Below are 23,517 nucleotides of genomic sequence, written 5' to 3'. Positions count from 1 at the left end.
ACCTGTGTATGGCATCTTGACAGAGGACATAACAACTCCGGAGATCCAAATAATTATGAAAATACTCAGGCCCTCCGCATTACTCTTTTTACTATTCTTTGGCCTTATCTTTACGGTCGAGCTGCCGGCACAGGCAGACGTAGGTCGCCGGACCACTGCGATCACCTATCCGCTCAATGAGCGGGTCGATGTCCAGTTTCGCGGAACGACGCGTTTTCCGCGGATGAGCGGCCGAGCCATAATTCGGCGAACTGCCCGCAACGGCACCGAGGTTGAGGTCTTGGTATCCAAGATGCCGCGTCCGTTCGAACTCGGACGCGGATATGCGACCTATGTTCTTTGGGCTGTATCGCCTGAAGGGCAGGTTGATAATCTTGGCGAGATCAAGCGGCGGGGTTTCTTCGAATTTGATTCAAAGATCGATGTCACGACACGGCTGCAGACCTTTGCACTCATTATCACCGCCGAACCGCACTTCCTGGTCAAGCGGCCGTCGCAGGAGATCATGCTTGAGAACCTGAACCCGGTCGCGAGAAGCGGGCAGCAATTGACGACCGCAGCTTCGGTTCAGTACTTCGGCAACACGAGCGATTACTTTAAGGACTCGCGAACACCGGAGATCGCGGAGATCGATTATTCGCGGACGCCCTCGACCGTTCTGCAGGCAAAGCAGGCGATCGCTTTGGCCAAGTTTGCCGGTGCGGAACGCGACGCTCCGGAACAGCTTGTAGAAGCCGAGACGCTGCTCAATAACTCAGAAGAGGCGTGGCGTGCCGGCCGCAAAGAGGACGAGGTCGATATCACTGCGAGAAGGTCGATCAGCGCCGCCGTTGCTGCCGAGCAACTGGCATATGAAAGAGCGGACGCCCGTCGACAGCGGAACGAACAGATCCGGGCCGACGCCGATATGCAGAAGGTCGAAGACCGACTGACGGCGGCTCAATCTGAGATCGACGAACTGAAACGGCAGCTTGCCGATGAGACGCGATCAAAGGAGCTCTCGCAACGCGATGTTGAAAACTATTTGAAGCAGATCCGGGACCTTCGAGCAGAGAACGGCAAACTCCGCGAGGACCTTGGCCGCGTTCAGCTTGAGGCGACGAATGCGAAGTCGCGTCTCGATGCTATCGACCAACAGCAGCGTGAGGCCGAACAGCAGCGGCAACGCGAGGCCCGATTGAATGCATTGCAGGCGAACGAAGGTTCTATGATGCAGGCACTTCGTCGCTACGGCACCGTTTCGAAGAGCGAGCGGGGAATTATTCTCACCTTGCCGGAGAACTTTTGGTCGGCGACCCGTTCGGCCGATTTTGCCCCCGGAGCAGATAACCGATTGACGGCCATCGGTCAGATACTGAACGAGAATCCGGACTACCGGATCGAGATCGAGTCGCATACCGACAACCAGGGAACGCCTTCGGAGCTTGAGTCGCTCACGGAGCGGCGCTCGAGGGTGATCGCCGAAAGGCTTTCTGTTTTCGGAATTCCAAACAACCGAATGGAGCCCCGCGGACTGGGTGCCAGCATTCCGGTCGCTCCGAATAACACGAATGCGAATCGGGCCCGCAATCGCCGAGTGCACGTGATAATGGTCCCTGTTATCTGAACCATGGAAATAGACAAGAGAAGTGCCTGCCGTTAGCCCTTTGGGCCGGCAGGTATTTTTCTTGTTATATACAGAAAAAATCTATAAACTCGCGGTAAGAGGACCGTCCTTATAAACCTCACATTTTGGAGAAAAGAATGATCGTAATGAACCGACGCCCGCTCCGGGTCGCTGCGTTTTTGTTTTGTGCAGCAGCTATCGTCGCTGTTTATTTTATTTCGGAGACCGGGCAAAAAGCTCAATCAAAGGAAGCTCAAGTCCGGCGTGAACTTCGCGCTGAGTTTGCTGCGAGCGACCGCGTCACCGAGACGATCAGAAACGCGTCGACCGAGTTGGTCCGTGTGCCGGTCTCGAATCCCGCTGACCGCGGCCGGATCGCCGAACGCGGTGAGATAGTCGCGGACTACGGGAGTTTCGTGATAGCGGCGGCGAATAAGAGAGACAGCCTTGCGGGTGAGGGAAGTCAGCGGATCGAAACGACGCTTCACCTGCCGGGCAGGAAGTTCGAGCCGCTTGTGACGAGCGAAGATTTTGCAATCGAACCGGGAGCAGAAAGCGAAGGCGGCAAGGGATATTTCGTGGTTCAGTTTGGGGCGACCGCTTCGGACGATTGGCTCGAAAGCATTCGCGAGGTCGGGCTTGAGGTCGTGCAGTATGTACCGCATCAGGCGTATCTGGTTTATGGCGAACGATCGGCGGCCGTGAAAGCCGCCGGACACTCAAGGGTTCGCTGGGTCGGAGACTACCTGCCTGAGCATCGGGTCGATGGTTTTGCCCGGTCGTTCGCTGCCGGCGAAAGCGAAATGGCGGTTTATGACATCGCGGTCTTTTCACGTTCGGATCTGCGTGCAGCGGGCTGGGAATTTCGCTCGAAGGTCGGCGGCAGGATCGTCGCGGAGAGCGAGCTTGCGAATAATTTCTTCAATGTTCTACGTGTCGAGATGCCTGTCTCGCAGCTTGAGAACGCGGCTGCGATGGACCATGTCTTTCGCATCGATCCTTACATAAAGCCGACGACAGAGGACGAGCGTGCGGCGCAGATCGTTGCGGGAAATTATGTGAACGTAACGACGCTCAACCCGCCGGGCTACGACCCGCTTACGCAGTTCGGGGCGGATGGCACGAACGTGACCGTAATGGTTTCGGATGACGGTATAAGCATTCCAGGCAACGGCGGTTTTTACGTAACTGCAAACAACACGATCGACGGGCCGCTTCGAGGAGCGACCGCCGGGGCGAGTGGCGGCCATGGCCACATCAACGCAAGCATCATCGCCGGCTACACGCCATTCGGGCCGGTCGATGGGCAGGGCTTTAATTACGGCGTCGGCATTGCACCGCGGGCGAACATCATCAACATCCCATTTTTGAAGTCGGGCAACACGACCTCGGACGCACAGGCGGTGGATGACACTTTGAACACGCTCGGGCCGAACGGAGTTCGCGGAACCATCTCGAACAACAGTTGGGGCTCGGGCACGAACGGGAACTCGTACGATTCATTTGCCGCCACCTATGACGGGCTGGTCAGAGATGGATCGTTTGCAGCCTCGATCGATCCGTTTACCATTGTTTTTTCTGCCGGCAACTCCGGAACCAGCGGACTCACGCGACCGAAGATGTCGAAGAACACGATCGCCGTTGCGAACTCCGAAAACATTCGAACTGAACTCGGCGGGACCGGCGCTGACAACATGGACGACCTAAGATCGAGCTCAAGTCGAGGAATCGCATTGGACGGACGAATCAAACCGGACATTACCGCTCCGGGAACGGTGATCACGGGAAGCAGGGCCGGATCGTGCGGCAGTGTTTCGTCGTGCTTTGACGCAAATCACGCTTACAGCACCGGCACCTCACATGCGGCACCGCAGGTGGCTGGTGCGGCTGCGTTATTCACGCAATATTGGCGCGACCGCAACGGCGGAGCCTATCCGAGCCCGGCGATGATCAAGTCGGCGATCATTCTTTCGGGCCAGGAAATGAACGGAAACCTGACCAGCTCGTCGATCCCGAACGGAAATGAGGGCTGGGGCCGGATGAACATGCGGCTGATGATGAACACCGGCGTCCCAATGAAGCACGTCGATCAGACGCACGCCTTCTCAAACAATGGCGAGAACGTCGTTTATACCGGCACGGTTGCTGATCCTTCGAAGCCGTTCCGCGTTTCTTTGGTTTGGACCGACCCGCCCGGAGTTTCGAACCCGGCTCTGGTCAATAATCTTGATCTGACCGTGCAAGTCGGCGGCAATTCATATCGCGGTAACTTTTTCACCGGCGGCGTTTCGATCACGGGCGGAACGCATTCGGTCGTGGATAATGTCGAGCAGGTGCGGCTCGCCGAAGGAATTGCGGCCGGAACTCCGGTGACGATCACCGTCGCGGCAACGGCTCTGAATGGCGACGGCATTCTCGGAAATGCCGACACGACCGATCAGCATTTTGCACTTATTGCTTATAACTACGCCGAGCCTTCGGAGACGGCCGCAGCTCCGTTCGATTTTGACGGCGACGGCAAGACGGACATCTCGATCTTCCGTCAAGGCCCGGGCGAGTGGTGGTATCTCCGCAGCTCGGATGGTGCCAATCGCGCATTCCAGTTCGGTTCGGCTTCGGACACGATGGTCCCGGCCGACTACACCGGTGACGGCAAGGCCGATCTTGCATTTTGGCGGCCGGCGACCAGCGAATGGTTTGTCCTTCGCAGCGAAGATTCGACGTTCTTTTCATTTCCGTTTGGTGCCCTAGGCGATGTGCCGACGCCGGGTGATTTCGACGGCGATGGAAAGGCCGATGTGGCGGTGTTCAGGGCCGCGACCGGCACGTGGTTCATACTTCGCTCTTCGGGCGGAGTCGAGATCCAGGTGTTTGGAACCAATGGCGATATTCCGGCCGTAGCCGATTACGACGGCGACGGAAAAGCGGATGTCGGCGTCTTTCGTCCGAATGGAGCGACCGGTTCCGAATGGTGGATCAACCGCAGCACGGCAGGGCTTTTCGCAGTGCAGTTTGGCTCGCCGACTGATAAGACAGTTCCGGGTGATCATACCGGAGACGGCAAAGCCGACATCGCGTTCTATCGGCCGGGAACGGGCGAATGGTTTGTGCTGAGAAGCGAGGACACGACGTTCTTTGCGTTCCCGTTCGGCGTTGCCGGCGACGTTGCGGTTCCCGGAGATTATGACGGCGATGGAAAGACGGATGCGGCCGTTTTCCGGCCCGGCTCGGCGACGTGGTTCATTAATCGCTCGACCGGCGGAGTCGGCATAACCGGCTTCGGGCTACCGACCGACGTCCCGGTGCCATCTGCCTTTGTTCGCTAGGAAAGTACGGTGATGCGGTTTGGCGGGAGGCCGACCATGCATTCTTCACCGACGTTTAGTCCGATGAGACGCAGGACTAGGGCCTCGAGTTCGAGCCCGCCTGCGTCGAGCCGAACGAGCGTCATCGGGCCGAGGAACGAGACTTCGGTTACTACCGCTTTGAGCAGATTGTCTTCCGGAAAGGAAGCTCCGAATGAGATCGAGATATACTCGGGCCGGATCGCGAGCGGGATGTTCTGGTTTATCGGGCCGAGCCGCGTACGTTCGAGCTCGCCTGTGAAAAGGCGATGGCTGCCTTTCAAGGTTTGAAATTCGGGCAGGTCAGTTTTGCTTGAGGTCAGCCGCCGGGCTTCGAAGATATTGCAGCGACCGGTAATGGAGGCAACAGCGGCCGTAAGCGGCGAATTGTAAACCTCCGACGCCGGCCCGTATTGTCCCAAATATCCGCCAACAAGCACTAAAAGGTCATCGGCAAATCCGAGTATTTGCTCAAAGCTATTAGTTGCGAAAAAGATCAGCTTTCCCGAATCCCGGGCGGCGGTCCGGAGCTTCTCCATCGCCTGCCGCCGCTCGCCCGCATCAAAAAATCTAAATGGATCATCAAGGCAAAGGAGCTTTGCATCGCTTTTGAGTGTTTCGTCGATCTTTGCCGACTGGATCGCCGCAAGCTCGGCCGTATCCGGCTGAACGCCTCGGAGCCTTTGTAGAAGAGGGACTTCGGGAAATGTCGGCAGAAAATAAGCCGAAGGAGCCTCGACCTTCCCGCCGTTGCTCGGCTCAACGCCCGCGGCGACCCGAAGCAGTGAGGTCTTGCCGGCACCGTTGAGGCCATAAACACCAACAACGCGGCCCGCTTCGGTCTCGAAAGAAACGTCGCGGAGAGCCCACCGATTGCCGTACCGCTTGGAAATATCCGTAAGCTTAAGGTCCATCAGGAAAAAAGGAACAAATCGAAGGTCTTATCGTGCAAAGAAAAGTATGCTGTTGTCATCTGATTATGGCAAGTTTAGACTGAGGCTATGTCAGAGCGGAGCATAAAGCAGAAGGTGGTCCGGGCGGCCGGGTGGCAGGTCTTCCGTCGCGGGGCAAAAATGTTGCCCTTTGGCGGAACGGTTGTCGCCACCGCGCTCGTCGGGAGCGATATCCGGCGAAAGGGCGTGGTCAGGGGCGTCATAAACTCCGGCATCGATGCCATTCCGGTCGTTGGGCTGGTTAAGAACGGCATCGAACTCGTCAGGGGCGATTTTCTGGCGGATAAGGACGAAGCGGAGAAGAAAAATGGCAAGAGAAAATAAGGTGCTTCGCAAAATTTCAGTGGCGGCGGGATTAGCTTTATTGATCGGAGCAGGAGCGATCGCAGCAGACGCCCAACGGCCGCAGCCGACGCGTACGCCGACCCCTAGGCCAACGGCGACGCCGGCGATTCCCGAGGTGATCAGCCGGGCCGACGACCTCCCTTGGGTTAGCATTCCGGACAGCAACGAACCGGCAGGCCGGCCGGTGGTAGATAGCGAGACGCGCGACCAGCAGACGATCGAGACACTCGAGGCTCGGATCAAGTTGCTTGAGTCGACGCGAAGCCGCGACCCTGATGCAGTTCAAAAGCGGCTGGCGCTCAATCTTGACATACTGACGCGTGCCGAGCAGCGGTCGGACACTCTCCGCAGACAGCTTTTCGAGATGCTTGAAAAGGAAGGTACGGTCCTGGCAAAACTCGATTCGATTGAGATGGACATGCGGCCGGAGATGATCGACCGGGGTGTCGCATTTGCTGGAACGCTGCGGCCCGAGGAGTTAAGGGAAGCCCGCCGCCGGCAACTTACTGCCGAAAAAGCGAATCAGGAAAACCTGCTCAATGAGATCCGCCGTAACCGTTCGAATCTCGAGGTGAATTTGCAAAAAGCTGACGACCTTGTCGAACGCCTGCGTGTTCGGATCGAGCGCGAGATCGACGCCGCTCTTGATGAAACCAACCCGGCAAACAAGCCGCCGGATCAGGATCTTTAGCCTAATTCTTTCTTCAATTCACTACCGGATCGGCCGCGTTCTGATGCGGCTTTTTCGCGCATTCGCGGGTCACGGCAAGCACGGCGATCGTCCGCAGGAATTTGTCGTCGATCGATCTTGCGTTTGAGAGCGAAAGCCCGAGGTCGCGGGCGGCGAGCTTCGAATACGTCCGTTCAAGGTCGTAGCCGGGAACGGTATATACCGTAAAGAAACTGTATGACTTACCGATTATCTGCCGATACACGGCGGTCGAGCCCAGGTCGGGGTCTTGAAGTCGATTGATGACGGCGACCGAGTCCGATAGTTCCTGGATCGCAAAGCCCGGATTGAACGGCTCATACTGATAGGCGAGCCCCATCAGTATCTTGGCCTTGGTTGCCGTGTCCGGAAGCGACTGGGCGATCTTGGCAACCTCGCTGAGCGTTTGATAGACACTCGCGGCCTCGCTCAAGTCTTCGAGCTGCTTTTCGGCGAGGTCAAAAGCAAGCACCGCCCTGTCCTCAGCTTCCGTCACTTTTCCCTGAAAGCGTACAGCCTCGGCAAATCGCGTCTCGGTAATGGCAAGTTTCGATCGGGTGAACCAGAAGTAGTTGGTCGAATCCTTGCGGACCTGATCCTCTTTGATCTTGTCGAGCCAAGGCTCGATCCTTGCAAATTGCTCCTCGGTCTTCCGCTGCCGGATCACCATTGTGATTATCATATTGTCCGTCAGTTTACCTTCTTTATCAGCCTCTTCGGCCTGTTCCAGAAGTTCGTCAAACGACGTGTTCATACTGAGGTTCGAAGATTCTCGCTGATCCATTCCGGCACGCATTTCATCGGTTAGAAGCGAATTTGCTTGCGATTTGGCGAGCGTAAATCTCTGGATAAGGCTTGGGTGCTCGCTGATGATGATCGGTTCGAGTTCCAGCAACGCCGAATACATATAAACCGCTTGGGCTGACGGTTGGGCTCCGGCTGCCGCAGTCTTTCTTCGGGGTTGGTCGCGGCGGCGGCAATTCGGGCGAAGAACGTTTCAAGAAACTGCCGTTGAAGCATCGGGTCTGCGGTCGAGTTCGTCGGCATCGAGGACGAGATCGTAAAGCGGTCGATTCCGAACATCCGTTCTCGGCCGAATGGATAGGCAGAGAGTATCAATAACCGGCGGGCTGTTTCGCTTCGATAGTTTTGGAGAAGTTCTGAATAAAGCGTTGCGGCGAGCGACGGGTTCTTACCTGCCGTGTTATAAAGAGCCCAGAACCAGTGCTGCTCGAGCGGATAACGCATCAACCGGCGGAAGATCATCATGCTAAAGGCCGGATCCTCTTCAACCCGCTCGCCGGCGAGTGTGATCATTTCCTGGATCTCCCGTTGGCGATTCAATTCATTCCGCTCTGACGCCGCTTTTTCAAACTCCTTGAGTACCTCTTCGCTAAGCCGCTCCGCCCATTTTGCATCGTGCTTGGCAATCCCCTTTATCACGGTCATACGAAGGTCAGGCTTTTGCGAAGTGAGGGCCATGGCCGAACTTGGGCGAACAGTTTCAAAACCTTTCTCTTTGAAATGTGCGCCCGCAACGCCCCATGCTTCGGTGAAGTATTGGCGGGCGGTCGGTTCGTCGAAAGGCCATGAGAAATCTGCGAGGCGGACGAGAATATTTACTCGCTTATCAGCCTCGCGGACCGTGCGACTCTCAGCCGCAAGCTGACCGACGAGGAAACGCGAGTTCTCGACTGTGCAGACCTCCGAACCGGTCTCGGGAACTTGCCCGATGGCCGAAGAAAACAATATCGCCGAAACGAACAGAATTGAGAGATACCGCATCATAGCCTCCGTAAAACATGGGATGCCCGAAGCCATTCGGGAAACGTATTTCTATATTACATGCCCTGGCAAGCGAAAAAGTTGCAAAATTTGCGTGCAAGGTTGGCCTTGCTGAGGCGTTCAATAGATATCGGCTTATGCCTTCAGCTCTCCAAGTCCAACGAAATTGCGGAGAAAATAATGAAAAAGATCCTTTTGAGTTTGATGTTCGGTCCGGCACTGTTCGGAGCGATCGCTGTGTCCGGGGCGTTTGCCCAGGGCGTTATTTTGCCTATTCCATGTGATTCGCGGCCCTGCCGGCCAAGGCCGGTCCCGCAGCCTTTGCCGAATGTCTTGCCGGTCAAATCGATAAAGCTCGACACGAAAATCGAGGGCCAGGTCGCGACGACACACGTGGAACAGGTCTTCCGCAACGACACGCGATTTACGCTTGAGGGAACGTATTTTTTCCCGATCCCCGATGGTGCGTCGGTCGTCGAATTTGCCATTTGGGAGGACGGGAAGCGGCTTGTCGGCGAGGTCCGCAGTCGCGAGGAGGCCCGCCGCATTTACGACGAGATAGTCCGCCGTCAGCGAGACCCGGGCTTGCTCGAGTATGCGGGCAAGGACCTGCTTCAGGCCTCGATATTTCCGATCCCGCCAAATTCCGATAAGAAGGTCGAGCTTCGATACACACAGATCCTGAAAGCCGAATCGGGCACCGTCGCATACCGATATCCGCTCGGGACGGGCCGCAACCTCTGGCGGGGAAGGCCCGGGGCGGAAGGCGGTGTCGCAAATATGCCGCCGCAGTCTTTCGGGACGGTTTCGGGCAAGATCGAGATCGTCGGCCGCGAGCCATTGCGAAATATTTACTCGCCTTCGCACGCGATCGAGGTCAATCGCCGCGATGACCGGCGGGCTGTTGTTTCCTTTGAATCGAGCGATAACGATAAGGATGTTCAGCTCTTCTACGGGCTTTCCGAAGCTGATTTCAGCATGTCACTCCTGACCTATCGCGAACCCGGAAAGGACGGGTACTTTTTGCTTACGCTCTCGCCGCGTGATGACCTCGGCGAACGTGAGATCGTCAGCAAGGACATCGTTTTCGTATTGGACACCAGCGGTTCGATGGCCGATGCCGGCAAGATGGAAAAGGCGCGAGCCGCACTGTTATTTGGCATTAGGACTCTGCGAGACAGCGACCGCTTTAACGTCATCGGCTTTGCGGGCGAAGAGCGGTTGATGGAAAGCGGATTGATCCGGGCGGACGCCGGCGGCAAGAAGAAGGGCGAGGAATTCGTTGAACGTCTGCAGCCGACGGGCGGAACCAATATCAACGATGCGCTGATCGCCTCGCTCAAGCAATTCGAGTCCGGCAACCGGCCGAAGATGCTTGTCTTTATGACGGATGGCTTGCCGACGGTCGGCGAAACGAACGCAACAAAGATACTTTCTAACTTCAAGGCCGCTCGGAAGATAGACGTCCGCGTCTTTCCGTTCGGGTTTGGTTATGACGTCAACACGGCATTGCTCGATAAGCTCGGCACTGAGAACTCGGGCATTTCCGATTACGTCCAGCCGCAGGAAGACCTCGAGGTAAAAGTCTCGAGCTTCTTCGCGAGGGTAAGTTCGCCGGTGCTTTCGGACGTTGAGATCGACCTCGGGCCGATCCAGGCCGAAATGGTCTATCCGCGAAAGCCGGGCGACCTTTTCAAGGGGATGCAGACGACGCTGATCGGACGATACCGCAATGAAAGCGACCTGCGGGATGTGGTCGTGACGCTCAGCGGCAAGACCGGAAATGCGCCAAAGGCATACGATTTTCGCGGGCTCGATTTCCCCAGGCGGGCGACTCAAAATGACTTCTTGCCAAGGCTCTGGGCGACGCGGCGGGTCGGCTGGCTGGTCGAAGCGATCCGTGCGAACGGCGAGACAAAGGAGGTCAAGGACGAGATCGTCGAGCTCGGAACGCGTTTCGGCATCGTTACGCCCTACACCTCATACCTCGCGACCGATGGAAGCTTCGTTTCGTCCCGCAGGGCGGGCAGCGGTCTTATTGCACCGCCGGCTGTCAGGCCACGATCACTTGAGGACGAAAGCGGCCGTGATGCCGTTGCCCTGAGCGTTCAGCAGAACACGCAGAAGTCGAATGTCACGCTCGCCGAGCGGTCAGATATGCGGGCCGAGGATCAGGTGACCGTTAAGCGTTCGGCGGAGAACCAGTTCGTCGCGAACCGGAACTTCTTCCTTGAGAACGAGGTCTGGGTCGATGCCGACATCCGGCCGGAGACCAAGCTGCCAGAGACAGAAGTGCAATTTGGAAGCGAAGAGTACTACCGTCTTATTAGTCGCGAACCGATGCTGGCTCAGTATTTCGCTCTCGGCGAACAGGTCTCGGTCATCTGGAATGGCCGCGTCTATCGTGTCGTGAAATAAAGCGATAGGCAAAACAGGACTGTTAACGCCGTCCAATAAAAGGTGATTTTCACGAAGGGTTTCGGTATCCTGTTGGAGATCACCTTTTTCTTTTCGTTTTCAAAGGAGGACAACTGGTGCAGAGCATTTCCCGCAGGGCCGTTCTAATACTCACAATTTTCGCGTTTTCGGGCGCCGTCGCGGCCCAACAGAGCTGGCAGCCGCGTGTTTCTGGGACGGCCGAAGACCTTGTTTCGGTCTATTTTGCCGAGAACGACAAAGGCTGGATAGCCGGCGATAACGGATTTCTCGCCCATACAACCAACCGCGGAGCCACCTGGACCAAGGTCGAACTCGACACGACGGCAAATATCAACGAAATATATTTTCGCAATGAGAAAAACGGATATCTTGTTGCGGGCAGGGAGATGTTTCAGACCGATGACGCCGGAGGTACGTGGCGCAAGGTCTCGCTATATCGCGAGGTAGAGGCACGCGGGACGCCGGAATTCCTCAGTATCAAGTTTGCCGACCGGCGTCGGGGAATCGCCATCGGCTCGATCTTGAACAGCCGCGGTGCCGTCATCGATTCGCTCGTTCTCCGAACCGAGGATGGCGGCGAGACGTGGCAAAGGGTCGTCGTTCCGCCAAAAACAGAGCTCTTTCACCTCGATTTTGTCGGGAGCTCGCGGGTTTGGATAGTCGGCGACCGCGGTGTGGTCCTATTTTCCGATAACGGCGGAGAGTCGTTCCGGCAGCAGCAGACCGGTGTCGAACGTGCTCTTTATAACGTCGATTTCCGCGATAGAAACGAAGGCTACGCGGTCGGCGGTCGCGGAACGATCTTGCGAACCGAGGACGGGGGCAATGCTTGGATCAGGGTTGCCACAAGCTTCCCGAGCACGTTCATGCGGGTTGATTTTGCCGATGATAGGAACGGCTGGATCGTCGGTCACGGTGGCGTGATTCTTCGTTCGGGTGACCGCGGCAAGACTTGGCTAAAGCAGGAAAGCAAAACCGAGGAACGGATCTTCGGACTCTTCATGAATAAGCGTGTCGGTTGGGCCGTCGGGGCTTCCGGAACCCTACTTGAATACCTCAGATAGGGATTTTTTGCTATTTCGCCGCATTTCGTTAACACTTTTGTAAAAGCTGTGCTATCTTACATCATAATTTCTTCACACAGGCCTTTTATTCATAAGGAAAGGTTATACAGTTAAAACTAAAAATTGGAGGAGTATGATGGGCAAACTACCTTTGGCGAGAGCGATATTCGTTTTTGCTTTTACGTGTTGCTTTAGCTTTTTGGTTTCTGCGCAGGGAACGACGACCCGCTTCATCGGTACGGTGACGGATACGTCGGGAGCGGCAGTAGCCGGAGCTACGGTAACGCTTACCAATAATTCCACGAACGTTTCTCTTTCGACGACCACAAGTGCAAGCGGAGCATATGTTTTCGACTTGATCCAGCCGGGAGCCTACTCTATTTCGGTAGAGCGGGACGGCTTCAAGCGATATGTTTCCCGAAACAACTCGGCGTTCATCAATCAGCCGGCAGTGGTCAATGTATCGCTTGAGGTGGGCGATGTTTCGGCTGTGGTTTCGGTCGAAGCAACTGCCGAGCAGGTGCAGACCTCGACATCAGGCAACGTTGGATCGACCATCGAACAGCGTACGCTTGAGAGCTTACCGATCGTCGGACTCCGCGGCCGCAACCCGCTTGACCTGCTGAACTATCAGCCTGGAGTTGTTGTCGGGTCGAACACGGGCGGCGGCGTCCACGTCAATGGTTCGCGTGACCGTGCGTTCAACTTCACGCTCGACGGCATCGACATCAACGAATCTACGGCAGGCGGTTCCAACTTCACGCCGCTTAGGCCAAACCCGGATTCGGTTCAGGAATTCCAGATCGTCACCAGCAACGCTACCGCAGAACTTGGCCGCAGCAGCGGAGCCCAGGTCACGCTCGTCACAAAGTCGGGAACGAATCGTTACTCCGGTAATCTTTTCGAGTATTACCAGACGCCGCGATTCAATGCCAATGAATTTGAGAACAACCTGCTTGGAATCGGACGTCCCCAGTTCGTTCAGCACATCTATGGCGGCAGCTTTGGCGGCCCGATCATCAACCCTGGATTTGGTGAAGGAACTCCGCTCTTCCAACCGCTCAAGGACCGTGCGTTCTTCTTCGTCAATCTGCAGCGGCTTAGCGCTGTGGAAACCCGGCTTGCACAAAGAACCGTTTACACGGCTGAGGCCCGAAACGGCCTTTATCGGTATATTCGGGGACAGAGAAACGCTCCTGCCGGATCGTCAACTGCTTCGGTAAACGCAGCCGGCCAGCCGATCTATCCGGCGTGTAGTGGGACGGTAACGACGCTTTGCGTTGAGACCTACAACATCAACACGATGTCCCCGATCACTCCTGATAACTTTATCGTGGGGCTTCTGAACGATTACCCGCTCCCGAACGACTTCTCACGTGGCGACGGCCTGAACTCAGCGGGCTTTAACTTCAACGCACCGCAGACCGAAAAGCAGTGGGACCTCGTGATGCGTTTTGACGTCAACGTGACAAAGAACAGCAGCCTTTATGTGCGTTGGGCACAGGGTGCACAGGATACCATCGGTGACAGCGTCAATGGCGGCCTTCCTCCCTTCCCGGGGTATCCGAATCTGGTGAATACGATACGTCGGCCAAAGAACCTTGCTGTGAACTATCGCTGGTCGCCGACACCGCGTTTCACTAACGAGTTCATTTTCGGTTACAGCACGTTCTCGTTCAGCTTTGCAACCGAAGAACCGCGGGCAGATGTTCCATTCATCCTAAACACGGTAACGGACGCCTTCACCAACTTTGCCTATAATGCTCGTGAGGCCAGAACGTTCCAGATCGTCGACAATATGACGTTCGACTTCTCGCCCCACACAATTAAAGCCGGCTTCAACATCCGGCTTGGCCGTCAGTTTGACGACCGCTCTTCTGCGGGTGGCTCGATCGAACCGACCATCGGCTTCGGTGCCGGCCAGAGCAGCTTTACCGGATTCGGCCTGCCGACATCGGGAGGTGCAACTGGTATCAACTCCTCTGACCTTGCGCTACTGCGTTCGCAGATCAACAACTGGATCGGCCGCATCGGCAGCTTTGCCCAAGGCTTTGTTGTTGATCCGAACAACCCAAATGTTTACGCCCCCGGCGGAACCCGCTGGAACTGGCGTGCTTACTATCCGGAATATGATTTCTATGTTCAGGATACCTGGCGTTTTCGCCCGAACCTGACCTTTGATATCGGACTTCGCTACGAGCTTAAGCTTAGCCCTTCATCGAAGGACATTCCGATCCTCAGGCCGGAACAGCCCTTTACGATCGGAGCTGCTCCTTCCAACACGCTTCGATGGGAAGAAGGCGATCTGTTCAAGAACGATACGAACAACTTCGCTCCGTCGGTCGGGTTTGCTTGGGATCCTTTCAGCAGCGGAAAAACTTCCATTCGGGCCAACTACCGGCTTTCGTATGACCGGTTCCCGTCGCAGGTCTTCGCGAACAGCGTTTACCAGAGCGCACCGGGAAATACGTTTGCGTTTTCAGACACCAGCATCGCACAGCAGAACCGTCTGCTTCGTGATGGAATTCCGGTTGTGTCACCGCCGGCAACACCGTCTGCTCTTAGGCAGCCGGCTGCTTTCGGCTTGAGCACCGTTACGGTTGTTGACCCGGACACGCGTTATCCGGAGAGCCATCAGTGGTTCATCGGCTTCCAGCGTGAACTTTGGGACGGCAACGTTCTCGAGGTCAACTATATCGGCCGCCGCGGAACGCATCTCTTTGGCGGTTACGACTCGAATCAGGTGAACATTAACTCTCGCCATCCATCCTGTCCGGAGAGCTTCCTCGAAGCATTCAATACGCTCCGGGGCGATACGACGGCGACTTCCTGCCTGATCAATCTCCTATTCACGGGCGACCCGACCAATAACGCGGGAACGACCACGTTCAGGGGTATTGGTACGATCAACACGACACTCGGATCCGGCGAGACCGGCGGAAGTGTCGCAACGGCAGCACAGGTCGTCTCGCAGCGGACCGTCGGCGGGCAGCAGATGATCTCGAACACGATCAACAATCCGTTCTTCTTCCAGCGGTATCCGCAGTTCGGCGTTGTCAACGTGCTCGATAGCAACGACTACTCGCGGTATAACGGTTTGGACTTCATCTTCAAGCGAAGGTTGAAGGGCGGGCTTGGCTTCCAGATCGGATACACTTATTCGCTCTCGAAGGACACGCGTTCGTTCGATCCGACGTTCACGACGGTATCTCGTGCTAACAACCAGTCGGCATCGAGCACGCCGTTCGACATCAATGATCGGAGCCTTAACTATGCATGGTCCGATTTCGACCGTCGGCATGTGATCAACGGTACGTACGTCTGGGAGATCCCGGTTGGGCGTGACCGTGCTTATGGCAAGGACATGTCACGTGCTCTCGATTTCTTCGTCGGCGGTTGGCAGCTCGCAGGGACCTACAACTGGGGCTCCGGCCGACCGTTCACGGTCTATTCGGGACTGAACACGGTGAGCAACGTTAACCAGTCGTTTGCAAGCTGCAATGGCTGCTCGCGTGATCTCGGCGAACTTGTCGAGCGGAACGGTACCTGGTACTGGTTCTCGGAAGCATCTGAGAACCTGTTCTCGCAGCCCGCTCCGGGCGAATTCGGCAATACGGGCCGCAACTATTTCATAGGCCCAAGCCGGTTCCAAACTGATGTATCGCTCTCAAAGAAGCTTCGGTTCTCAGAACGGTACAGCCTGGATTTCCGTGTTGATGCTCGAAACTTGACGAACACTGCGTCGTTCGGCCTTCCGACCGCGACGGCCAATTCGTCCGTTTTTGGCCGTATCAGGACGTCCGTTGTAAGCGCATCGCGCAGAATACAGCTCTCGGCCAAGTTCAATTTCTAGAACCTGCTGAGACATTGAAAAAGCCCCGGCTCTATATTAGGGCCGGGGCTTTTATTTTTTCTCGTTCTGGGCAACCGGTGCAGAGCGGGCGGCATCAAGAATTATGCGAATAAGAAGTCCGAGCCATTGGCATCACCTGCCGGGAGGTTCTGTTCTTTCTAATTCCTCCTGTTTCTACCTTAGCCCGCCGGGTATGCGACCCTGCGGGCCTTTTTCTTTACGAGCTGAGTTTGATCGGAGTTCGGCGGCTCGGGCATAGAGCTTTCCGGCGGCCGGCAAGGCGTCAAGAGCGGCTGCGATAGCCGCATCGGATTCGATCCGTGCCTTTGCCGCGGCATCCGTACCGAAAAGTGCCATGGCCAGATACCAGCGGAGTTCAGAACGAACATCCTTTGTGATCGCTAACATAGCGGCTCCGGCTTTGTATCTTGCCAGGTACGTTTGGGCATCGGCATCGCTGAGTAACTCACTACCAAAAATGAGTGACTGCCGAAGCTCTTCGGGAGTCGGTTGTCCAGCGATGCGTCCATTTGCAAGCTCGCGGGCGAGCAGAAAGATCGCGTCAGAATCATCGGCCGCCAGCGTTTCCGGTCTCGATATGGCGACGTCCGGGGCAATACCGTTGCCACCGTGGAGCACGCGGTCGGTGATCGTCCGGACTGCGTATGCCGGACGATCGATCAGCTCCGCCTTGCGGATGCCGCTGAAATATTCATAAAGCCCGACGTCCGAATAGTCCCGTTGGATCGACCGGCCCGTCGGCGTGTAGTAGCGTGCGGCGGTGAGTGCGAGAGCCGAGCCATTTTCGAGCTCGATAAGGTTCTGGACAAGGCCCTTTCCGAAGGTCCGTTCTCCGATGATCAAGGCCCGGTCGTTGTCCTGCAAAGCTCCGGCAACTATTTCCGCCGCCGAGGCGGTATCGCCATCCACCAGAACAACAAGCGGGACGGAGACCGGTTGGCGATTCGCCGAACGCCACGTCCGATCTTCGTTCGGATTACGGCCCTGCTGTGAAAGGATTTTTGTGCCAAAGGGAAGAAAACGTTCTGCGACGGCGACCGATTGGTCAACGATCCCGCCGGTATTGCCGCGAAGATCGAGTACAAGCGACGTCATCCCCCGGGCCCGTAACCTCAGAAGTGCGTCGTCAAGCTCGGTAACGGTCGTGTAGCCAAACCCTCCCGAAAGGTCAATGTAGCCAACGCCCCCTTCAAGCGTGAACGTGTGCGGCACGGTCTTGTACGCAACGCGGTCGCGGGTGAGTTTCATATCTGCGGTCGAGCCATCGATCGCCCGTTCAAGCCGGACCGTTACCTCAGTGCCGATTTCGCCTCGCATCAACTCGCGAACCTCATAGGAAGAAAGCCCACTGATGTCTTTGCCATCCACGCCCACGATCCGGTCGCCGAACCGCATTCCTGCAGCATCAGCGGGCGAACCCGCGGCGACCGAAAGCACATAGGTCTCGTAGTCGCTGCCGGTCTTTACTGAAATTATCGTCGCACCGGTGCCAAAGTATTGACCTTCGTGCTCGCTGATAAGCTCACCGAATTCCCGTCGGTCGTAATATTTCGAGTGCGGATCGAGAGAGCGTAGAGCGGACCGTAGGGCGGAGTCGATAAGTTGCTCCGGCTGTCGAGATACTGCGGATGCATGATTGCGGCCTATGACACCGAGGGCCTCGGCTAAATCGTCCGACAGCGAAGCGAGCGGGCTTGGTTGTTTCGGCGAGGGATTCGATCCGGAGCGCGTTGCGGAAAAGGTTGAGCCTTCGGAGATCCTGAAGTCGTCGTTCTCTTTCGGAAGCGAGAGAGTCTGAGCAGCCGAGGGGGCAACAAGGAAACATATCAATAGAGCTGTTGCTGTCCGCCGCATAGAATATTCCTCCGAGCGGGCTGTTAGAGTCGAGGAGAACGGTCACATTCCGTTCTCCGTCTATCGATTGGCCTGCCGCACATACCTTCCGAGCTGTGATTTGCCCTCAAAATATAATCAATTAGCGGAAAGTTCCAGAACTTTTTTCGTGCTGCTAGCCGGTTGGTGACCAAACACTTATCGAGTAAAATCCCTCTATGCCAGGCACCGAAAACAACGACCTGAACGCGAAACTCCGTCAAGTCATCGAAACGATAGACATCGGGAATTTGCTCGTCGAACCGCTCACACGGTCGATCGAACAGCTTCTCTCCGCATCGGCTGCAACTATGGGTTCGAACGAGGCCTCCGTGCTCATACGCGACGGCAACGAAGGCGACCTGCGCTTTCTCGCAGCGATTGGTGAGGTGGCCGATCAGCTCAGGGATATGTCAGTGCCGGCCGGGAAGGGAATTGCGGGTTTCGTCCTTTCCTCGGGACAGCCGATGGTTGTTTCGGATGTTGGTGGTGAGGAAACATTCTACGCCGAGGTGGACAAGGCAACCGGTTACTCGACCCAGATGATGCTCGCAACGCCGCTCCGCCACAACGATGAGGTGATCGGCGTGCTTGAGTACATCAATCGCTCTGGCCCGCCGCCCTGGGAACCCTTCACTCCCGCAGAAATGGACAAAGCCGCTTTGTGTGCCGATGCGATCGCCTCGCTGGTCAACGCTTATGAATCAGCGAAGCTCTTCCGCGATCTTGGCGAAAGGCTGATGTCCGATCAAGGTGCCGAACTTGGCGCCGTTCGCGAGTGGCTCACGGGAATTCGCGACACAGCAGAGCATAAAGAAATGATGGAGCTCGCCGTGCTCTTACGCGAGCTTGCCAGCCGCGGCGACGCCGAGCGGGCAATGTGCCGTGAGCTTTTAGATGCGGTCCTGCGGTATTCCGATTCCAGATCCGAAACGAGTTTCCTCGGGTTTTGATCCCTAAAGATGACAACTGTCACCGGCTTTGAAGATACGCGATTCGGTTCGCAAATGACTTTCTTTCAGCTCGACGACGATTGGCGTTCGGCGACGGGCCGAGGTGTCTCTGTCGCCGTTATCGATAGCGGCATCGACACAACTCATCCGGAGATCAATGGGCGAGTCAAGCAATCGTTCGAGGCTCGGGTCGATAACAAAAAGGTGATCTTTGATCCGTCCGAAGCGGGCGACTCGGCAGGCCATGGGACCGCGTGTGCCGGCATCATCTCGCGGATCGCTCCCGATGCGGAACTCTTCAGCATCAAGGTGCTCGGAGCGGGCGGCCTGGGCGATGGGCACGCATTCCTCGCCGGGCTTGAATGGGCCGTAAAGAACCGCTATCGCGTGATCAACCTCAGCCTCGGCACAACGAAGCCGCAGTTCTTTGCGCCGCTCCACGATCTTCTCGACCGAGCCTATCAGGCCGGCTGCATCGTCGTGGCCGCGGCAAACAATCTGCCGCAGCCGAGCTTCCCGAGCGTTTTTTCGTCGTCTTTGATCTCTGTTGTAAAGAGCGAGGAAACGGACCCGATGAAATTCGGGTTCCATTATGGGCAGGTGATCGAATTGACCGCTCCGGGCGTGAACGTACGAACCCCCTGGCCGGGCGGCGGCTATCGAAACCTGACCGGAAACAGCTTCGCTTGCCCGCACATCGCGGCCATCATCGCGCTTCTGCTTGAAAGGCATCCGACGCTGACTCCGTTTCAGGTGAAGTCCGCACTCTACGCCATTGCACAGGAAAATCAGGAAGGTAAGCAGCCGGAATAGTCTTGCACCAACTATTAAAAGAGAGCTCTATGTAAAAAGCGAGAAGGACCGCGATCACGTCTCCCACACCGCAACCTCAGTCCTTCTCTGATCCGCAACGAACGGTTTTGGGGCCGCCCATATACGAACCGTAAGAAAGTTAACGCAAACTGAACGAAAATGCAACTGGGTCAGTCGCCAAAATGGGGTATTTTTTGCCCTGCATGAAAGAAATCTGGGTGACTTGCTCATTGATCGTCCCGATCAAGCCTTGAAGACGAGGTATTTTGTGATTTTACTAGGCAGCCTTACATAGGGATTGGAGAAAAAGCCGCCGAGGCTGATAAACTTGAAGAATGTCAATGAAGTTCGAATTGCCGTCTGTAGATATCGAGGAATACAAGCTTGAGAACGGGCTTCGGGTCGTTTTGAACCGCGATGATTCGGTGCCGGTGGTCGCTGTCGCCGTTTATTACGATGTCGGGTCGCGGAATGAGCGGGAAGGGCGAACGGGCTTTGCCCATCTGTTTGAGCACATGATGTTCCAGGGCTCAGCAAATGTGCCGAAGGCCGGGCACTTTCAATACGTTATGAAAGCCGGCGGGACGATGAACGGCACAACCTCGAGCGAGCGGACCAATTACTTTGAGACGATGCCGGCAAACCAGCTTCCGTTGGCACTTTGGCTCGAATCTGACCGTATGCGGTCGCTTGCCGTCACGCAGGAAAACCTCGACAACCAACGCGAAGCGGTAAAGGAAGAAAAGCGGCTGCGTTACGATAATCAGCCTTACGGGCAGATCTTCGACATCATCACATCGATGATCTTCAAAAATTTCGCCAACGCCCATTCGACCATCGGTTCGATGGAGGACCTGGACGACGCGACGGTCGAGGATGTGCAGGAGTTCTTCCGCGTTTATTATGCACCGAACAACGCGGTGCTGACGCTCTCCGGCTCATTTGACCCGGCGACGGCGAAGGAAATTGTCGAAACGTATTTCGGCGATATTCCATCGCAGCCCGCACCGCCGTCATTAGACGTTACCGAACCGCCCGAGGTCGCCGATGACTATCGCGAATGGCACGATCCGCACGCTCCGCTCCCGGCGTTCCTGATGGGATGGAAGATACCGCCCCGAAACACGCACGAATTCAAGGCACTTTATCTGGCAGGGAAGCTGCTTTACGACGGCGACAGCTCGAGGCTTTATCAGAAGCTCGTTAAGGGAGATGAATCGGTGGTCCAGCTTTTCGGCTTTACAGATGAACGCCGCGGGCCTTCGAGCATCTACATCGGCGCGATACCGAAACCGGACGAAGACCTGAGCAAGATCCGCACGGTGATAATGGCCGAGATCGACAACATTGCCGCCCATGGTCCGACCGCGGATGAGATGCAGAAGCTTCATAACCAACTTGTTAATGATGCTGTCCGTATGCGGCAGAGTTCGATGGTCCGGGCACAGCATATCGCTGAGTTTGCACTCTACGACGGCGACCCGAATCTGATCAATAGGGAACTCGACGAGCTTCTCGCGATCAGGCCGGATGAGATAAGAAAAGCCGTCTCGGAATTTCTGAATACGGAGAACCGTTCGCTGCTCGATGTTGTCCCCGCAGGACGGGGCTAGGCGAGACCTATCGCCATTTATCCTTTACAGGAACTTACTATGACCCTTGATAGAAACAGACCGCCCGAACCGCTTGAACCGGTGCCTTTTGGAGTGCCGACAGCTTTCCGGACCACCATGGCGAACGGCCTTCGTGTCGTGATCGTTGATGACGAACGAATTCCGCTCTCGAGCTATCGGCTTGTTTTTCTGACCGGCGACGCAAATGAACCGCGAAATGAGATCGGTATCAACTCCGCATTGGCATCGATGCTGACCGAAGGTACAGAGAATCATTCGAGCAGGGAATTGGCGGAGAAGATCGAACGGCTTGGAGCGAGCCTTTCGGCGAGTTCGAACGACGACTTCACGATGATCGCCGCCTCAGCTCTTTCGATGTATGCTGCAGACATGATCGAGCTATTAGCAGAGATCGTTTTCTCGCCTACATTTCCGGAGAACGAGCTCGACCTTTACCGGCGAAACTCGATCGAGGGGCTGAAGTTTCAGCGGTCGCAGCCGTCATTTCTTGCCAACGAGCAGGTCGCGAAGCTCCTTTATGGCCAACACCCTTACGCCACCATCTCGCCGAAACTGGCGGACATCGAACGCTTAACACGCGATGCTCTTGAGAAGGCGAGGCGTCGGGAGTTTCTGCCAAATAATGCCGTGTTCATTGCGGTTGGCGACGTTCGAAAAGACGAACTGCTTCTGCAACTCGAAGAGCACTTTGGTGATTGGGAGCCAGGCGACCGGCATGTTCACGAACTCTCGCAGCCGCCGGTGCGAACGGCGAGATCGCTCACGATCGTTGACCGGCCCGGTTCGGCACAGGCCAATATCGTCATCGCAAACCGGACCATCCCGCGAAATCACGCGGACTATTTTCCGCTGATCGTGATGAACCAGGTCTTGGGAGCCGGAGCTTCGTCGCGGGTGTTTATGAATCTCCGCGAGGAAAAGGGCTATACGTACGGGGCTTATACGCGTCTTGATACAAAGCGGCTTGACGGTTCGATAGAAGCGACCGCAGAGGTCCGGACGGCGGTTACCGGCGAATCGCTCAAAGAGTTTTTCTATGAGCTCAACCGCATCCGTGACGAACGTGTGATCGATGAAGAGATCGACGACGCGAAGAACTTCCTGACCGGCGTTTTCCCGATCCGGGCAGAGACGCAGGAAGGCTTGACGAGCCTCGTCGTAAGCCAGGAGCTTTACGGGCTGCCGCATGACTATCTTGATACTTATCGCTCGCATATCGAGGCTGTGACCGCAGACGACATCCAGAGGGTCGCGAACGAATACATACGGCCGGCTGAGATGGCGATCGTGATCGTCGGTGACGCAGGAGAGATCTTGCCGCAGGCACGCGAATGGGCAGAGACGGTCGAAATATTTGACAAGGATGGGAATGAACGCGATATGAAAGAATACGAGATCGTCGCTAATACTGATGCGGCCGATGTCGCAGGCGAGTGGACGCTCGCGCTCAATTTCATGGGCAGCGATGTCGAGATCAAGATGCACCTTGAGCAGGACGGAAGTAGCGTCAGCGGAAAGCTTGTGACGATGCTCGGCGAAGGAACCATAAACGGCGGCCGTGTGAATGGGAGCAGGGTCACGGCGACGGCTATTACGGAGCTACAGGGCCAGGAAGTCGAATTCGCGATAACCGGAACGGCGGAAGGCGACGAGCTCTCCGGTGTGATCACCTCAGAGATGCTTCCCGGCGACCTCGAATTCAAAGGAACGCGTGCCGCTTAGGCCGGGGAGCTGAACTGTATCAACGCAAAATTAGCTCCGCACGGATCGGCACAGAGAACTATACGGCCAACGCCCGGTGCGTCGAAAGGCCCATGGTTTACCGCACCGCCGTTCGCCTTGATTGCCTCGGCCGTTTCATCGGCATTATCGACCGCGATGTATGCGGTCCAATTCGAGGGCGGCGGCTCCGGCCCCCAGCTTTCATCGATCGCCATCATCCCGCCGACGGGGCCGCCGATGTGAATCTCGTCGTAAGCGAGGGGCGAGACCTTGCTCTTCGCAAGCTCCCAGCCGAACATCTCCTTGTAAAATGCTTTTGCCGCCTCCAGGTCACGCGAGGCAAGCTCGTGCCAGCAGATCGTGCCGTGCGTTGGTACTGAAAATTCCGCCATTTCAATTCTCCT

The 23,517-nt window shown here is 56.4% G+C and carries 16 protein-coding genes; 11 read left to right on the top strand and 5 right to left on the bottom strand.

Going from position 1 to position 23,517, the window contains the following annotated elements:
* Positions 1 to 55 precede the first annotated feature (55 nt).
* Together IPM21_17735 and IPM21_17730 are read left to right on the top strand one after the other, a co-directional pair.
* Complete coding sequence (locus tag IPM21_17735) at positions 56 to 1,606, top strand: OmpA family protein (GenBank protein ID MBK9165714.1); 1,551 nt, start codon at positions 56 to 58, stop codon at positions 1,604 to 1,606.
* A gap of 137 nt (positions 1,607 to 1,743) precedes the next feature.
* A complete protein-coding gene (locus tag IPM21_17730; GenBank protein ID MBK9165713.1) occupies positions 1,744 to 4,932 on the top strand; it encodes a S8 family serine peptidase in 3,189 nt (1,062 codons plus the stop codon).
* On the opposite strand, the gene IPM21_17725 is transcribed toward IPM21_17730, so the two are convergent.
* Positions 4,929 to 5,864 (bottom strand): ATP-binding cassette domain-containing protein, encoded by a 936-nt coding sequence (locus tag IPM21_17725; GenBank protein ID MBK9165712.1) that lies wholly within the window; start codon positions 5,862 to 5,864, stop codon positions 4,929 to 4,931. The two genes, IPM21_17730 and IPM21_17725, sit on opposite strands and share 4 nt — an antisense overlap.
* Before the next feature lie 87 nt (positions 5,865 to 5,951).
* Here IPM21_17725 and IPM21_17720 point away from each other — a divergent pair, with 87 nt between their 5' ends.
* Together IPM21_17720 and IPM21_17715 are read left to right on the top strand one after the other, a co-directional pair.
* Positions 5,952 to 6,227, top strand: a complete 276-nt coding sequence (locus IPM21_17720; protein ID MBK9165711.1) for a hypothetical protein — start codon at positions 5,952 to 5,954, stop codon at positions 6,225 to 6,227.
* A complete protein-coding gene (locus tag IPM21_17715) occupies positions 6,211 to 6,939 on the top strand; it encodes a hypothetical protein (protein MBK9165710.1) in 729 nt (242 codons plus the stop codon). The genes IPM21_17720 and IPM21_17715 overlap by 17 nt, the downstream gene beginning before the upstream one ends.
* 13 nt (positions 6,940 to 6,952) lie before the next feature.
* Here IPM21_17715 and IPM21_17710 read toward each other — a convergent pair whose 3' ends face one another.
* Positions 6,953 to 7,741: a hypothetical protein gene (locus tag IPM21_17710; GenBank protein ID MBK9165709.1), complete on the bottom strand. Its 789-nt coding sequence runs from the start codon at positions 7,739 to 7,741 to the stop codon at positions 6,953 to 6,955.
* 20 nt (positions 7,742 to 7,761) lie between these two features.
* Positions 7,762 to 8,742 (bottom strand): hypothetical protein, encoded by a 981-nt coding sequence (locus tag IPM21_17705; protein ID MBK9165708.1) that lies wholly within the window; start codon positions 8,740 to 8,742, stop codon positions 7,762 to 7,764.
* A gap of 180 nt (positions 8,743 to 8,922) precedes the next feature.
* Here IPM21_17705 and IPM21_17700 point away from each other — a divergent pair, with 180 nt between their 5' ends.
* The 3 genes from IPM21_17700 to IPM21_17690 all read left to right on the top strand — a co-directional run bounded on the left by IPM21_17700 (position 8,923) and on the right by IPM21_17690 (position 16,098).
* Complete coding sequence (locus IPM21_17700; protein MBK9165707.1) at positions 8,923 to 11,160, top strand: VWA domain-containing protein; 2,238 nt, start codon at positions 8,923 to 8,925, stop codon at positions 11,158 to 11,160.
* A 116-nt stretch (positions 11,161 to 11,276) separates the two neighbouring features.
* Positions 11,277 to 12,245, top strand: coding sequence for a hypothetical protein (locus IPM21_17695; GenBank protein ID MBK9165706.1), 969 nt, complete (start codon positions 11,277 to 11,279; stop codon positions 12,243 to 12,245).
* A 133-nt stretch (positions 12,246 to 12,378) separates the two neighbouring features.
* Positions 12,379 to 16,098 carry a TonB-dependent receptor gene (locus IPM21_17690; protein ID MBK9165705.1) on the top strand — a complete coding sequence of 1,240 codons (3,720 nt, stop codon included), beginning with the start codon at positions 12,379 to 12,381 and terminating at the stop codon, positions 16,096 to 16,098.
* A 174-nt stretch (positions 16,099 to 16,272) separates the two neighbouring features.
* On the opposite strand, the gene IPM21_17685 is transcribed toward IPM21_17690, so the two are convergent.
* The gene (locus tag IPM21_17685; protein ID MBK9165704.1) at positions 16,273 to 17,973 is read right to left on the bottom strand and encodes a S41 family peptidase; all 1,701 of its coding nucleotides are present in this window, start codon (positions 17,971 to 17,973) and stop codon (positions 16,273 to 16,275) included.
* 197 nt (positions 17,974 to 18,170) lie between these two features.
* On the opposite strand from IPM21_17685, the gene IPM21_17680 reads away from it, so the two are divergent.
* From IPM21_17680 to IPM21_17665, 4 genes are all read left to right on the top strand, one after another.
* Positions 18,171 to 18,944, top strand: a complete 774-nt coding sequence (locus IPM21_17680; GenBank protein ID MBK9165703.1) for a GAF domain-containing protein — start codon at positions 18,171 to 18,173, stop codon at positions 18,942 to 18,944.
* Positions 18,945 to 18,953: 9 nt separating this feature from the next.
* Positions 18,954 to 19,757: a S8 family serine peptidase gene (locus IPM21_17675; protein ID MBK9165702.1), complete on the top strand. Its 804-nt coding sequence runs from the start codon at positions 18,954 to 18,956 to the stop codon at positions 19,755 to 19,757.
* Between the two features lie 341 nt (positions 19,758 to 20,098).
* Complete coding sequence (locus IPM21_17670; GenBank protein MBK9165701.1) at positions 20,099 to 21,370, top strand: insulinase family protein; 1,272 nt, start codon at positions 20,099 to 20,101, stop codon at positions 21,368 to 21,370.
* A gap of 39 nt (positions 21,371 to 21,409) precedes the next feature.
* The gene (locus IPM21_17665; GenBank protein MBK9165700.1) at positions 21,410 to 23,113 is read left to right on the top strand and encodes an insulinase family protein; all 1,704 of its coding nucleotides are present in this window, start codon (positions 21,410 to 21,412) and stop codon (positions 23,111 to 23,113) included.
* On the opposite strand, the gene IPM21_17660 is transcribed toward IPM21_17665, so the two are convergent.
* Positions 23,110 to 23,505, bottom strand: coding sequence for a VOC family protein (locus tag IPM21_17660; protein MBK9165699.1), 396 nt, complete (start codon positions 23,503 to 23,505; stop codon positions 23,110 to 23,112). The two genes, IPM21_17665 and IPM21_17660, sit on opposite strands and share 4 nt — an antisense overlap.
* Between the last annotated feature and the right edge of the window lie 12 nt (positions 23,506 to 23,517).

This window comes from Acidobacteriota bacterium (assembly GCA_016716435.1).
Classification (GTDB): domain Bacteria; phylum Acidobacteriota; class Blastocatellia; order Pyrinomonadales; family Pyrinomonadaceae; genus OLB17.
Note: the sequence above shows the minus strand (reverse complement) of the source record. Positions and strands in the feature narration are given on the sequence as shown.